This window comes from Phytopseudomonas daroniae, assembly GCF_004327275.1.
GTDB lineage: Bacteria > Pseudomonadota > Gammaproteobacteria > Pseudomonadales > Pseudomonadaceae > Aquipseudomonas > Aquipseudomonas daroniae.
Window position 1 is genome coordinate 177892 of the sequence record NZ_QJUJ01000003.1, and the last position, 14519, is coordinate 192410.

The 14519-nt window shown below is 64.0% G+C and carries 13 protein-coding genes; 9 read left to right on the forward strand and 4 right to left on the reverse strand.

The genetic code is table 11. The features are described from left to right. Positions 1-79: 79 nt before the first annotated feature. From DNK10_RS08840 to glcC, 4 genes are all read right to left on the reverse strand, one after another. Entirely contained in the window at positions 80-1564 is a 1485-nt protein-coding gene (locus tag DNK10_RS08840) for an RNA-binding domain-containing protein (RefSeq protein ID WP_131179966.1), read from the reverse strand. Between the two features lie 95 nt (positions 1565-1659). After that, entirely contained in the window at positions 1660-2553 is an 894-nt protein-coding gene (gene ubiA, locus DNK10_RS08845) for a 4-hydroxybenzoate octaprenyltransferase (protein WP_131191288.1), read from the reverse strand. Positions 2554-2595: 42 nt separating this feature from the next. Next, positions 2596-3147, reverse strand: a complete 552-nt coding sequence (locus DNK10_RS08850; RefSeq protein ID WP_131179968.1) for a chorismate--pyruvate lyase family protein — start codon at positions 3145-3147, stop codon at positions 2596-2598. Positions 3148-3196: 49 nt separating this feature from the next. Next, positions 3197-3967, reverse strand: a complete 771-nt coding sequence (gene glcC / locus DNK10_RS08855) for a transcriptional regulator GlcC (protein WP_131191289.1) — start codon at positions 3965-3967, stop codon at positions 3197-3199. A gap of 256 nt (positions 3968-4223) precedes the next feature. Here glcC and glcD point away from each other — a divergent pair, with 256 nt between their 5' ends. The 9 genes from glcD to DNK10_RS08900 all read left to right on the forward strand — a co-directional run bounded on the left by glcD (position 4224) and on the right by DNK10_RS08900 (position 14512). After that, a complete protein-coding gene (glcD, locus tag DNK10_RS08860; RefSeq protein WP_131191290.1) occupies positions 4224-5723 on the forward strand; it encodes a glycolate oxidase subunit GlcD in 1500 nt (499 codons plus the stop codon). After that, complete coding sequence (gene glcE, locus DNK10_RS08865; RefSeq protein ID WP_131191291.1) at positions 5723-6787, forward strand: glycolate oxidase subunit GlcE; 1065 nt, start codon at positions 5723-5725, stop codon at positions 6785-6787. The genes glcD and glcE overlap by 1 nt, the downstream gene beginning before the upstream one ends. A 3-nt stretch (positions 6788-6790) precedes the next feature. Beyond that, positions 6791-8008, forward strand: a complete 1218-nt coding sequence (gene glcF, locus DNK10_RS08870; protein WP_131191292.1) for a glycolate oxidase subunit GlcF — start codon at positions 6791-6793, stop codon at positions 8006-8008. Between the two features lie 49 nt (positions 8009-8057). After that, positions 8058-8456, forward strand: a complete 399-nt coding sequence (locus tag DNK10_RS08875) for a heme-binding protein (protein WP_131179973.1) — start codon at positions 8058-8060, stop codon at positions 8454-8456. Positions 8457-8487: 31 nt separating this feature from the next. Next, complete coding sequence (locus tag DNK10_RS08880) at positions 8488-10665, forward strand: malate synthase G (protein WP_131191293.1); 2178 nt, start codon at positions 8488-8490, stop codon at positions 10663-10665. A gap of 222 nt (positions 10666-10887) precedes the next feature. Then, complete coding sequence (locus tag DNK10_RS08885; RefSeq protein ID WP_131179975.1) at positions 10888-12585, forward strand: L-lactate permease; 1698 nt, start codon at positions 10888-10890, stop codon at positions 12583-12585. A gap of 133 nt (positions 12586-12718) precedes the next feature. Continuing rightward, positions 12719-12886 (forward strand): rubredoxin, encoded by a 168-nt coding sequence (locus DNK10_RS08890; RefSeq protein WP_131179976.1) that lies wholly within the window; start codon positions 12719-12721, stop codon positions 12884-12886. Positions 12887-12921: 35 nt separating this feature from the next. Beyond that, complete coding sequence (locus DNK10_RS08895; RefSeq protein WP_131191294.1) at positions 12922-14070, forward strand: FAD-dependent oxidoreductase; 1149 nt, start codon at positions 12922-12924, stop codon at positions 14068-14070. A gap of 169 nt (positions 14071-14239) precedes the next feature. After that, a complete protein-coding gene (locus DNK10_RS08900) occupies positions 14240-14512 on the forward strand; it encodes an HU family DNA-binding protein (RefSeq protein ID WP_073263100.1) in 273 nt (90 codons plus the stop codon). The last annotated feature ends 7 nt before the right edge of the window (positions 14513-14519 follow it).

A 14519-nucleotide genomic window follows, 5' to 3' on the forward strand; every position in this document is an offset into this window, starting at 1 on the left:
GCGCGGCAAGACCTGCGTAGCCCAGCTCTGCCGGCACCTCGAACAGGGTGGTACAGATATGGGTATTGGTGCTCGGCACTCAATTGTCCTGCTGATTCAGATGCGCCTGCCCGGCGGGCGTCAGGCGATATTGCTGTAGCCGACTGTTGGGCTTGGCCGGCAGGGTGTACTCGATAAGGCCGGCGGCCAGGAGTTGGCGTACCGCCTGGTTGAGCGTCCCGGAGATGCTTTTCTGCCCCAGCGCGTGGGACAGTGCCGCCTTGCTCGAAGCACCACCGAGCAGGCGACGCAGCACCCTGGTTTCCAGCGACTCTGGCTGTGACTCTGGCTGTGACTCTGGCTGTGACTCTGGCTGTATCAGGGTTGCCTCCAGTGTCGGGGCGGGCAAGGTGGCCTGCGGCAGCATCACGGTCACGCGGAAGATCGACTCCTCACTGAGGCGTGGATCTTGCCCGCCGAAAGCGCGGGCGTACTTGAACAGGTTGCGCACGCCGGAGCCCAGCTCCTCGGCCCATTGCATTTCACGGAACACCCGGGCGATGGCCGGATTCTTCGGCGACGGGGTGAAGTCGTCCGGGCGCAGCAGGCCCAGGCCGTGCGGGTTATTGCTGTTCTCGGTGGTGATCCGGTCGCGCTGGATAATCAGTTTGGCCGGGAAGGGGTTGAGATACTCGCGGTGGATCAGCAGGTTGGCCACCACCTCGCGAAAGATGCGCTCGCGCAGGCTGATGCGCTGATCGCCTTCCAGGTAGAAGGGATCGGCGACGTGCTTGCCGACGAAAGCCATCAGTCGGTCGTAGCTTTCCAGCAGGTTGGTGCGGATATCGTCGCGGTCGTCGTAACGGTCGAGGTCATGCACCCGCAGGATGGCGTCGGTGCGGTGGTGCGGCACCACACCCAGCACTAGTTCGTCGCGGCCGAACAGCAGGGCGCCGGCCATGGAGATGCCTTCCGCCCCGGTCTGGTAATCGCGTTGGTACAGTCGCGCGCTTTTCAATAGCTCCAGATCGTCCAGCTCGGCCCAGGCGTGACCGCTGCGCTGCAGACGCACGTTGTGCCGCACGCGCTCGATAAGATCGCTGCGCAGGTCATCCAGGCGGATATACGGGAAAACACGATTTTCGCTATAGCCGACCTGTTTGCGCAGATACAGCTCGCTCAGCAACTGGCCATGGCCGGTGATATCGAAATCGCCGTCCTCGTTGCGGATGAACACCCGGTTGCTGCAGCTATGCACCTGGGAGCTTTCCGGCACGCTGAGCACCAGCAGGATCTGCCCGTCCAGCTCCAGTTGTTCTGGAACCAACGGCATTGGCGGGTTGATCTTCTGCGAGTTGTGCAGGGTATTGACCAAATCCTTGCGGATTTGCGTTACCGCCTCGGGGGCGATACCGGTAATGCTGCCATCGTCCGCCGTGCCCAGAACCAGGGTGCCGCCGCGCTGGTTGAGAAAGGCGCAGATGGTCTCGTACACATCGCGGTTCAACGCCTCGCGGGCGCGCTTGAACTCGACGGTCAGGCCTTCGCCGTCACGCAGCAAACCTGTCAGATGTTCCGGCGTCATATCTGCATTCCCGGGTTGGCCCAAGCGCTGCCAATATCTTGGCTTTCCATGCCAAGCCTTGTGTCGGATTCTGATGACTGCGCGATATTAACCCGTCAGGTGCGAACAGCGTAGTCGAGGACGATCCCGATGAATATCGCCAGGCCGGCCCAGTGGTTGTGCAGGAATGCCTGGAAGCAGACCATCGGCTCGCGCCCACGGGTCATGTGAAACTCCCAGACGAAACAGGCGGCGGCGGCCAGCAGACCGAGGTGGAAGTACAGGCCCAGCTCGAAGCGCGCGCCGGCCAGCAGCAGGCACAGCAGGGTCATGCCCTGCAAACTGAGGATGATCACCCGATCGGCATCGCCGAACAGGATGGCGGTGGATTTCACACCGATCTTAAGGTCGTCCTCGCGGTCGGCCATGGCGTAGTAGGTGTCGTAGCCCACCGTCCAGATCACATTGGCCAGAAACAGCAGCCAGGCCGCCACCGGCAGGCTGCCGGTCTCGGCGGTAAAGGCCATCGGCATGCCCCAGGAGAAGGCGGCACCGAGCACCACCTGCGGGTAGTAGGTGTAGCGCTTCATGAAGGGGTACAGCGCCGCCACGCCCAGGGCGCCGAACGACAGCCAGACGGTGGTGGCGTTGGTCAGCAGCACCAGGCCGAAGCTCAGCGCCACCAGCACGGCGAACAGCACCAGTGCCTCGCGCGCGCTCACCCGGCCACTGGCCAGCGGCCGTGCCTTGGTACGGCTGACATGGCCGTCGAAATTACGGTCGGCGTAGTCATTGATCACGCAGCCCGCCGCGCGCATCAGGATCACCCCGACCACGAAGATCACCAGGTTCTTGAGGCTCGGTACACCTTCTGCGGCGATCCACAGCGCCCACAGCGTCGGCCAGAGCAGCAGGTAGATGCCGATAGGCTTGTCCATGCGCGTCAGTTGCACGAAGTCCCAGGCGCGCGGGTGCAGGCGGTTGAGCGATTGCAGCAGGCGGGTGTACATCGAACGTGTCTCCTGGCGGGTTGCGCCGATTATACGGACTGGTTATGGCATGCCTGCTCGGTCGGTGACGGCCTGCCAGAAGTCGGGCAGGAAGACTTCGGCCACCAGCACACCCAGCGCGCCGCGACGGAAACACGAACGGCGGCCCCATAACGCCTCGCTGCGGCGATCCGCCGGTAGCCAGGCAGCCGGGTAGCGGCAGACCTGCAGGGCGCCGCGGTCGAAGGCCCGATCGCTGAACAGCAGTTCGCCGAGCGAGCGACTGCCCAGGTGCTGCAGTTCCATTCCCGAGTTCTGCAGGGCACCGCGCGCCGCAACGCTGCGGGCGAACACCCAGGGTTGGCCGTGCCCGCACAGATATACCTCGCGTACCCAGCCCTGGCTGTCTGCAGTGACATCGAGGGCCGCGCACTCGTCGCTGCGCAGCGTCTGCCAGCCTTCGTTCAGCGGCATGACGCTGAAGCCATTGTCGGACAGCGCCGTCAGCCGCCGGGTCAGCGAGTCTTCGTTGAACAGCCAGTCGCGCTTCTGGTCGCCGGGTTCCGGCAGTTGTGCAGCGTTCAGCCAGTGTGGGGGTGGCAGGTTGTCGGGCACGGCAGCAAATCATCGTGATGCATGGGGTGCGCGAGTCTAGCACGCCGCTCTAGGCCCAGCCCTCCAGGCGCATGGTGGCGCGCACCAGGCGTTGCTCCTCCTGCTCGATCTCCTGGAAATTGTCGCGGATGCTGTAGATGTGCTGGCGCGCGGCACGTTGCGCCTGCTCGGGCAGGCGGTTGATCACCGCGTGGTACAGGCGGGCGTGCTGGCGGTCGATCTGGCGTTTCTGCGCGGGGCGGTGATAGAGATTGTTGACCGAGGCGAATACCGAATTGAGCATCAGGTCGGTCAGGGATTTCAGCGTGAACAGCAACACCGGGTTGTGCGAGGCATCGCAGATGGCCAGGTGGAAAGCATGGTCAAGGCGTGCCTGTTCGTAGGCATCGATGTCCGTTTGGCCGTGGGCGGCGAGCATTTCCTCGTAGCGGCGGGTCAGCAGGATGAAGTCGGCGTCGGTACCGCGCAGGGCCGCCAGGCGTGCTGACTCGGACTCCAGCAGGGCGCGCACTTCCAGCAGGTCGAAGAGGGTACGCGGCTGCGAGCTGAACAGATGCATCAGTGGGCTGGCATCCTGCGACCCGGAGAGATTGGCGACCCGCGAGTCGCGCCCATGGGTGGTAGCGATGATGCCGCGCCCGCGCAACACCTGCAGGCCCTCGCGCAAGGCCGAACGGGAGATGCCCAGTTTCTCGCACAGGCGTCGTTCCGAAGGCAGTGGCTGGCCGGCCTTGAGTACGCCGTCGACAATCAGGCGCTCGATGCGTTGCGCCACGGCATCGCTGACCTGGCGGCGTACCTCCGGTTGTTTCGGGTTCATTTGGGCTGCTCCATTAACTGGTCGTACCAGCTGTGAATGCGCTTATGGATAAAGATGAATATAGAACCATAACCCTTGATTCACAGCGTCTTAATCGTTCCGTGGACGAAAAGAGATATCCATAAACTGGTACGACCAGTTCCCTGATCGATGGACGTCAGGTAGGGCACGGGCTACACCTTCAGGCGCAAGCAAGCAGCCGCCACGGTCATGGGCTGCACAAAACAATAACAACGTTGCCTGAATGAGCCCTGCCATGAGCATTGAATATGACGAGCGCGTCGATGGCGTCCTGCCTGACGTCGACCGAACGGCCCTGCTGGCTGAACTGCAGGCGCTGCTGCCTGACCTGACGGTGCTGCACGCCGCGGAAGATCTCAAACCCTATGAATGCGACGGCCTCTCGGTCTACCGCAGCACGCCGCTGCTGGTGGTGTTGCCCGAGCATGTCGAACAGGTCGAAGTCCTGCTCAAGCTCTGTCATCGGCTAGGCGTGCCCGTGGTGGCGCGTGGCGCGGGCACCGGCCTGTCGGGAGGCGCGTTACCGCTGGAGAAGGGCATCCTGTTGGTGATGGCGCGCTTCAAGCGGATTCTCGATATCGATCCGGCTGCACGCCTGGCCCGCGTTCAGCCGGGCGTGCGCAACCTGGCGATTTCCCAGGCAGCGGCGCCATTCGGTCTGTACTACGCGCCGGATCCGTCCTCGCAGATTGCCTGCTCCATTGGCGGCAACGTCGCGGAAAACGCCGGTGGTGTGCATTGCCTGAAGTATGGGCTCACCGTGCACAACCTGCTCAAGGTGGAAATCCTCACGGTCGAAGGTGAGCGCATGACCCTGGGGGCCGACTCGCTGGACGCGCCGGGTTTCGACCTGCTGGCGCTGTTCACCGGTTCCGAGGGTTTGCTCGGTATCGTCACCGAGGTAACGGTCAAGTTGCTGCCCAAGCCACAGATGGCCAAGGTGCTGCTGGCCAGCTTCGACTCGGTGGAAAAGGCGGGGTGCGCGGTGGCGGACATCATTGCCGCGGGCATCATCCCCGGGGGGCTGGAGATGATGGACAACCTGGCGATCCGCGCCGCGGAGGACTTCATCCACGCCGGTTATCCGGTGGATGCAGAAGCCATCCTGCTGTGCGAGCTCGATGGCGTCGAAGCCGATGTGCATGACGACTGCGAGCGGGTGAAGGCGGTGCTCGCTGCCGCTGGCGCGACCGAGGTTCGCCAGGCCCGCGACGAAGCGGAGCGGGCGAGGTTCTGGGCCGGACGCAAGAACGCCTTCCCTGCGGTGGGACGCATCTCGCCCGACTACTACTGCATGGACGGCACCATTCCTCGGCGCGAATTGCCCGGTGTGCTCAGGGGCATCGCCCAGCTCTCCGAAGAATACGGTCTGCGCGTGGCCAACGTGTTCCATGCCGGTGACGGCAACATGCACCCGCTGATTCTCTTCGATGCCAACCAGCCCGGTGAGCTGGAGCGCGCCGAGGCCATCGGCAGCCGGATTCTCGAACTCTGCGTCAAGGTCGGCGGCAGCATCACCGGTGAGCATGGCGTGGGGCGCGAGAAGATCAACCAGATGTGCGCGCAGTTCAACAGTGACGAGCTGACTCTGTTCCATGCCGTGAAGGCAGCCTTCGATCCCCGCGGTCTGCTCAATCCGGGCAAGAACATTCCGACCCTGCACCGCTGCGCCGAATTCGGCTCGCTGCATGTGCATCATGGCCAGTTGCCCTTCCCTGAACTGGAGCGTTTCTGATGAACATGCACAGTTCGATGGACGCCAGCGGCGTGCTGCTGGAGCAGGTTCAGCACGCCCTCGACAGGCAGACGCCACTGCGCATCCAGGGCGGGGGCAGCAAGGCGTTCCTCGGTCGCCAGGTCGACGGTGAGCTGCTCGATACCCGGATTCACCGCGGCATCATCAGCTATGACCCGACCGAGCTGGTGATCACCGCTCGCGCCGGCACGCCGCTGAGCGAGGTGCAGGCGGTACTGGACGAGGCCGGGCAGATGCTCACCTGCGAGCCGCCCTATGCGGCGGCAGGCGCCACCCTGGGCGGCATGCTCGCTGCGGGGCTGTCCGGGCCTCGGCGGCCCTGGGCCGGCGCCGTGCGCGACCTGGTGCTGGGTACCCGGCTGATCACCGGCCAGGGCAAGCATCTGCGCTTTGGTGGCGAAGTGATGAAGAACGTCGCCGGCTATGACCTGTCGCGTTTGCTGGCAGGCAGTTTCGGTTGCCTGGGGGTGATCACCGAGATTTCCCTGAAAGTGCTGCCCAAGCCGCGGCACCGGCTCGGCTTGATCCTGGAGATGGACGCCGATATGGCCTTGCGCAGGCTGGCCGAGTGGGGCCAGCAGCCGCTCCCCCTCAGCGCTGCCTGCCATGATGGCAAGCGGTTGCGCCTGCGCCTGGAAGGAGGCGAGGGTTCCGTGGCGGCAGCCCGCGAGCGCCTGGGTGGCGAACCGCTCGAAGACGGCTACTGGGACGATCTCAACCAACAGCGTCTGGCGTTCTTTGCTGAACCGCAGGCATTGTGGCGCGTGTCATTGCCGAACAATACCGGTGTGCTGGCATTGCCGGGCACTCAGCTACTCGACTGGGGTGGCGCCCAGCGCTGGCTGAAGTCCGATGCCGACGCGCAGCGGATTCGCCAGCTGGTGAGCGCCCATGGCGGACACGCCAGCTGCTTCAGCGCCGGCCACTGCGACTCGCCGTTCCAGCCCCTGTCCGCTCCCTTGCTGCGTTACCACCGTCAGCTCAAGGCGCAACTCGATCCGCAGGGGATTTTCAATCGCGGCCGCCTGTATGCGGAGGTCTGAAGCATGCAAACCAAGCTGAGTGAACAGGCCAGACAACTACCGCGTGCCGATGAGGCCGAGCGCATCCTGCGCTCCTGCGTGCATTGCGGCTTCTGCAACGCCACCTGTCCGACCTACCAACTGCTGGGCGACGAGCTGGACGGGCCGCGTGGGCGCATCTACCTGATCAAGCAAGTGCTGGAAGGCAGTGAAGTGACAGCCAAGACCCAGCTGCATCTGGATCGCTGTCTGACTTGTCGCAACTGCGAAACCACCTGTCCATCCGGTGTGGAATATCACAGCCTGCTGGATATTGGCCGAGCGCTGGTCGATGCGGTCGTGCCGCGACCACTGGAGCAACGCATGTTGCGTAGCGGGTTGCGCGCACTGGTGCCGCAGGAGGCACTGTTCAAGCGCGTTACCCGGGCTGGTCAGATGCTGCGGCCACTGTTGCCGGCAGCGCTCAAGGCCAAGCTGCCGCGTAGCGCCGGTGCCGCCAAGCCGCGCCCGCAGGTGCGTCATGCACGGCGCGTATTGATGCTCGAAGGCTGCGTGCAGCCGGGGCTGTCGCCCAACACCAATGCCGCCGCGGCGCGGGTATTCGATCGTCTGGGCATCAGCGTCACCGCCGCGCGCGAGGCCGGTTGCTGCGGCGCCGTGGACTACCACCTGGACGCGCAGGCGCAGGGCCTGCAGCGCGCCCGGGCGAATATCGACGCCTGGTGGCCGGCCATCGAGGAGGGCGTCGAGGCCATCGTGCAGACGGCCAGCGGTTGCGGCGCCTTCGTCAAGGAGTATGCACACCTGCTCAGGGATGATCCGGAATATGCCGACAAGGCACGGCGGGTCAGTGTACTGGCCCGCGATCTGGTCGAGGTACTGCGTGAGGAGCCCCTGGAGTCGCTTGGCATCAGCACACAGATGCGCGTGGCCTTTCATTGTCCTTGCACGCTGCAACACGCCCAGCGTCTGGGCGGCGCGGTAGATGAAGTGCTCCAGCGCCTGGGCTTCACGCTCACTCCGGTTGCCGACGGCCACTTGTGTTGCGGCTCTGCCGGCACCTATTCGCTGACCCAGCCAGTGCTGGCCACACAGTTGCGCGATAACCGGCTCAATGCCCTGGAAAGCGGCCAGCCGGAGGTAATAGTCACCGCCAACATCGGCTGCCAGAGCCACCTCGACGGTGCCCGGCGCACTCCGGTGCGGCACTGGATAGAGATCGTCGAAGATGCCATGAACTGACGTTGTTCTGGCATCCAGCCACACCCCTACTTGAACAGAGGAATGCCCTATGCACAGCAAAGCCGTACTCAGCCAGATCGACGTCGCCCGCCTGCTTGCCGCTGCCCGTGCCGAGGCCCAGGCCAATAACTGGGCGGTGAGCATCGCCGTGGTCGATGACGGTGGTCATCCACTGGCCCTGGAACGCCTGGATGGCGCCGCGCCCATCAGTGCCTACATCGCCAGCGAAAAGGCCCGTACTGCTGCCCTGGGGCGGCGCGAATCGAAAGGCTACGAGGAAATGGTCAATGGCGGTCGCAGCGCCTTTCTCTCGGCCCCGCTGCTGACCTCCCTGGAGGGTGGCGTGCCAGTGCTGGTCGATGGCCAGGTGATCGGTGCCCTGGGTGTTTCCGGGGTCAAGGCCGAGCAGGATGCCCAGGTCGCCAAGGTCGGTATCGCCGCCCTCTGAAATGATTGCAATGGACTCAGGAGGATTGAACATGACTCAGCGTGTTAGCTGTCAGCGTCTGCAAGTGGCCGCCGACCTTCAGCGTTTCATCGATGAGGAAGTCTTGCCGGGCAGCGGCCTGCAGCGCGAGGCGTTCTGGGCCGGCTTCGATGCCCTGGTGCATGAGCTGGCGCCGCAGAACCGCGCTCTGCTGGTCGAGCGTGACCGCCTGCAGGCGCAGCTGGATGACTGGCACCGCGCTCATCCCGGGCCGATCAAGGACATGCCCGGCTATCGGGCGTTTCTCGAGGGCATCGGCTACCTGTTGCCGCAGCCGGCCCAGGTACAGGCCAGCACGGCCAACGTCGACAGTGAAATCGGCAGCCAGGCCGGGCCGCAACTGGTCGTGCCGCTGATGAACGCACGCTATGCGCTGAACGCCGCCAATGCCCGCTGGGGTTCTCTGTATGACGCCCTGTACGGCACCGACGCGATCAGTGAAGCGGACGGTGCGCACAGGGAGGGCGGCTATAACCCGGTACGTGGCGCCAAGGTCATTGCCTTCGCCCGTGCCTTTCTCGACCAGGCCGTGCCGCTGGCGAGCGGCTCGCACCGCGATGCCGGCGCCTACCAGGTGCAGGACGGCCAGTTGAAGGTGCTGCTGAACAACGGCGAGTACGCAGGGTTGCGCAATGGCGAACAATTCATCGGCTACCAGGGCGATGCCACTGCACCGAGTGCGGTGTTGCTGAAACACAACGGCCTGCACATCGAAATCCAGATCGATGCCAGCAGTCCGATCGGCTGTAGCGATGGCGCCGGGGTCAAGGATCTGCTGCTCGAGGCAGCCGTCTCCACCATCATGGATTGCGAGGATTCGATTGCCGCGGTCGACGCCAGTGACAAGGTGCTGGTCTACCGCAACTGGCTCGGCCTGATGCGTGGCGATCTGAGCGAGTCGCTGGACAAGGGCGGCAAGCGCATCCTGCGTACCCTCAACCCGGATCGCCAGTACACCCGTGCCGATGGTGGTTCGCTCAGCCTGCACGGCCGTTCGCTGCTGTTCATCCGCAACGTCGGCCACCTGATGACTACACCGGCGATTCTCGATGGCGACGGCCAGGAGATCCCAGAGGGCATTCTCGACGGCGTGATCACCAGCCTGATCGCCCTGCATGACCTCAAGAACAAGGGCAACTCGCGTACGGGTAGCGTCTACATCGTCAAGCCGAAGATGCACGGCCCGCAGGAAGTGGCGTTCGCCGACCTGCTGTTCGCCCGCATCGAAGACCTGCTCGATCTGCCGAGACATACCCTGAAGATGGGCATCATGGACGAGGAGCGGCGTACCAGCATCAACCTCAAGGCCTGCATCGGTGCCGCCAGTGCGCGGGTGGCGTTCATCAACACCGGTTTCCTCGACCGCACCGGTGACGAAATGCACAGCGCCATGCAGGCCGGGCCGATGCTGCGCAAGGGCGATATGAAGAGCACCCCTTGGATTCAGGCCTACGAACGCAACAACGTGCTGGTCGGCCTGGCCTGCGGTCTGCGTGGCAAGGCGCAGATCGGCAAGGGCATGTGGGCCATGCCGGATCTGATGGCGGCGATGCTCGAACAGAAGGGGGCCCAGCCCAGAGCCGGTGCCAATACGGCCTGGGTACCGTCGCCGACCGCTGCGGTGCTGCACGCCCTGCATTACCACCAGGTCGATGTGCCGGCCGTGCAACGTGAACTGGAGCGCAGCGATCCCGACAGCCAGCGTGACAAGTTGCTCGAAGGCCTGCTCAGCGTGCCGGTCGCGGCCGACCGCAATTGGAGCGCGGCGGATATCCAGCAGGAACTGGACAACAACTGCCAGGGCATCCTCGGTTATGTGGTGCGCTGGGTCGAACAGGGCGTCGGCTGTTCCAAGGTACCGGACATCCACGATGTCGGGCTGATGGAGGATCGCGCCACCCTGCGCATCTCCAGCCAGCACATTGCCAACTGGCTGCAGCACGGCGTGGTCGATGCCGCGCAGGTGCGGGCGACTCTCGAGCGCATGGCCAAGGTGGTCGATCAGCAGAATGCAGGCGATCCGCAGTACCGGCCCATGGCTCTGAATTATGCGGCCTCGGCAGCGTACCAGGCCGCCAGCGAGCTGATCTTCAAGGGCAGCGAGCAGCCCAACGGCTACACCGAACCGCTACTGCATGCCTGGCGCCTGCGCTTCAAGCAGGCACATTGACGAGGGCAGGAACAGTACAACTGTCGGGATATTCAGGGGTAATCCCGACAAATGCCCCGGTCGCTCAAGGCGGCCGGGGCTTTCGAGCATGAGTGCGATGGCGAGCGATCCTCGCCATCGCACTTGCATAAGGGCCCGACCAGCAATACCGGGTGCTTCAGCAGCGTGGCTCCGGGTAACCCCGGGGAACCGTGGTTCACAACAACAAGAAGGAACCCACCCATGAGTCAAACACTGTTATCGATTCTGGCTTTCGTACCCCTGGTACTGGCCGGCGTGTTACTGATCGGCCTGCGCTGGCCGGCCAAGTACGCCATGCCGGTGGTTTTTCTGCTCACCGCGGCCATCGGCCTGACGGTCTGGGACATGACCCTCAACCGGGTCATCGCCTCCAGCCTGCAAGGGCTGATTCTCACCGTATCGATCCTGTGGATCATCTTCGGCGCCATCCTGCTGCTCAACACGCTCAAGTATTCCGGGGGCATGAGTTCGATTCGGCGCGGATTCGCCAGCATCAGCCCGGATCGACGGGTGCAGGCGCTGATCGTGGCCTGGCTGTTCGGCTGTTTCATCGAGGGTGCTTCCGGGTTCGGCACACCCGCCGCCGTGGTTGCCCCGTTGCTGGTGGTGCTGGGGTTTCCGGCCCTGGCGGCGGTGGTGCTGGGTCTGATCGTGCAGTCCACCCCGGTATCCTTCGGCGCGGTGGGTACGCCGATTCTGGTCGGTGTGGCATCCGGCCTGGATCAGGCAGGCCTCAGCCAGCAGTTGCTGGCAGCAGGCAGTAACTGGGACACGTTCTTTCACCTGATCTACTCGCGAGTGGCCATCACCCATGGCCTGATCGGCCTGCTGATGCCCTTGATCATGGTGATGATCATGACGCGTTTCTTCGGCAAGAATCAGTCCTGGCGCGAAGGCCTGGCGGTGGCGCCGTTCGCCATCTTCACGGCGATCTGTTTCTCGGTTCCCTACATCGCGGCCGGAGTATTCCTCGGTCCTGAGTTCCCCTCGATGATTGGTGCCCTGGTGGGCCTGGCGATCGTGGTGCCGGCGGCCAAGGCAGGCTTTCTGATGCCACGCGAGACCTGGGATTTCGCCGAAGCCAAGGATTGGCCGGCAGAGTGGATGGGCACGATCGAGCTGAAGATCGAAGAAGTGGCCGGCAAGGCGCCGATTCCTGTTGCCCTGGCCTGGGCACCCTACCTGCTGCTGGCGGTTTTCCTGGTCATCTCGCGGGTGTTCCCGGAGGTCAAGGCGGGCATGATGTCGCTAAGCTTCGGCTGGACCGACATTCTGGATGAAAGCGGCGTGTCCGGCTCCCTGGAACCCCTCTATTTGCCCGGCGGCATTCTCTGCGTCGTGGTGTTGCTGACCTTCTTCCTGCATCGCATGCGTGTGCGTGAACTGACCACCGCCATCGGTGAGTCGAGCAAGACGCTACTGGGAGCGGGTTTCGTGCTGATCTTCACCGTACCCATGGTGCGCATCCTGATCAACTCCGGGGTCAATGGCTCCGACCTGCACTCGATGCCGGTGGCCATGGCGGAGCTGGTGGCCAATAGCGTGGGCTCGGTATACCCATTCTTCGCCCCGGCCGTGGGTGCGCTGGGTGCTTTCATCGCCGGCTCCAACACCGTGGCCAACCTGATGCTCTCGCAGTTCCAGTACGACGCCGCTGGTCTGCTCGGCGTTTCCGGCACCATGATGGTGGCCGGCCAGTCGGTAGGCGCGGCAGCGGGCAACATGATCGCCATCCACAACGTGGTGGCGGCTTCGGCCACGGTCGGCCTGCTCGGGCGTGAAGGCATCACCCTGCGCAAGACCATGTTGCCGACGCTCTACTACCTCATCGCAGCAGGCAGCCTGACGATGCTGGCCATGTATGTCATGGGGCTCAGCGACCCGCTGATGGTCAGCTAGCTCGGCCGAGCAGGCCAGTAGATCCTGGCTATTCGCTGGCAATCAGGCTTTGCCTGGTCGCCAGCGGCTTGGCTCGCTTCGGTTATTACGGTAGCGTTCCGCGCAATGACCGTGAGACACGCCGGAGAGCGTTATGAAAAAGTGGCAATGTGTGGTCTGCGGATTTATCTACGACGAGCGTGAAGGTTGGCCCGACGACGGCATCGCGCCCGGCACCCGCTGGGAAGACGTGCCCGAAGACTGGCTGTGCCCTGACTGTGGCGTCGGCAAGATTGACTTCGAGATGATCGAAATCAACTGAGTTCACCCGAGAACCCAATCCAACAGGAACGAGCAATGAGCGACCCCGTGGTGATCATCGGTACCGGCCTGGCCGGATACAACCTGGCGCGCGAGTTTCGCAAGCTGGACAGCGAAACGCCGCTGTTGCTGATCACCGCCGACGACGGTCGCTCGTACTCCAAGCCGATGCTGTCCACCGGCTTCGCCAAGAGCAAGGATGCCGATGGTCTGTGCATGGCCGAGCCAGGCGCGATGGCCGAGCAGCTGGGCGCCCAGGTGTGGACGCATACGCGAGTCACCGGCATCGACCCCGGTCACAAGCGCCTGTGGATCGGCGAAGAGGCCGTGCCGTATCGTGACCTGGTGCTGGCCTGGGGCGCCGAGGTGATGCGCGTGCCCATCGAGGGCGACGCCCGCGACGAGCTGTTCACGGTCAACGATCTCGAAGGTTACGCGCGTTTTCGCCAGGCGGCGCTGGGCAAGCGTCGGGTGCTGATTCTGGGCGCCGGGCTGATCGGCTGCGAATTCGCCAACGACCTGTCGCTCGGCGGCTATGAGGTCGATCTGGTGGCGCCTTGCGAGCAACTGATGCCCGCCTTGCTACCGGTAGAGGCTGCCGCCGCCGTGCAAGGCGGTCTGCAAGCTCTGGGGGTGCGCCTGCACCTGGGGCCGGTGCTGAGCCGCCTGGAGTACGCGAGGGATGGGCTCGAGGCGCATCTGTCCGATGGCCAGGTGATCGCCTGTGATCTGGTGATCTCGGCCGTTGGCCTGCGCCCGCGCATCGACCTGGCTGCCGCTGCCGGCCTGGCCGTAAACCGCGGCGTGATGGTCGACCGCGAGCTGCGTTCTTCGCACGCCAATATCTACGCCCTGGGCGACTGTGCCGAAGTCGACGGCCTCAACCTGCTCTACGTAATGCCGCTGATGGCCTGCGCGCGTGCGTTGGCGAAGACGCTCAGTGGCACGCCGGACGAAGTGGCCTATGGGGCCATGCCGGTTACCGTGAAGACGCCCGCGTGCCCGTTGATCGTGTCGCCGCCGCCGCGTGGAACCCAAGGAAGCTGGACGGTCGAAGGAAGTGGCGCGGATATCAGGGCGCTGTGTCACGACGTATCCGGCGCCTTGCTGGGCTACGCGCTGACAGGTGCGGCGGTGCAGGAAAAGCTGGCGCTCAATCGTCAATTACCTGCCTTGCTGCCCTGATCGTTCTGTCGCCTGCTCGACAAAATGCCGGATTTAGCCAGGAACAGGACTGGCGAAGCCCTTTAGAGCGTGCCATTCTCCCCAGGCCTGCCCGCAGCGTAGAGCTGTCGCGGCGCCTTGGCGCTGCAAGGCACGGAACACAACAACAACAACCGTAAAAGAGGCATTTATGCGCAAACCGGAACTCGCCGCCGCTATCGCGGAAAAAGCTGATCTGACCAAGGATCAGGCCAATCGTGTACTCAACGCCGTTCTCGAAGAAATCACCGGTGCACTGAACCGCAAGGACAGTGTGACGCTGGTCGGTTTCGGCACCTTCGTCCAGCGCCATCGTGGTGCTCGTACCGGGAAGAATCCGCAGACCGGGCAGCCCGTCAAGATCAAGGCCAGCAACACCGTCGCCTTCAAACCAGGCAAGGCTCTAAAGGACTCGGTCAACTGAGCCCCGG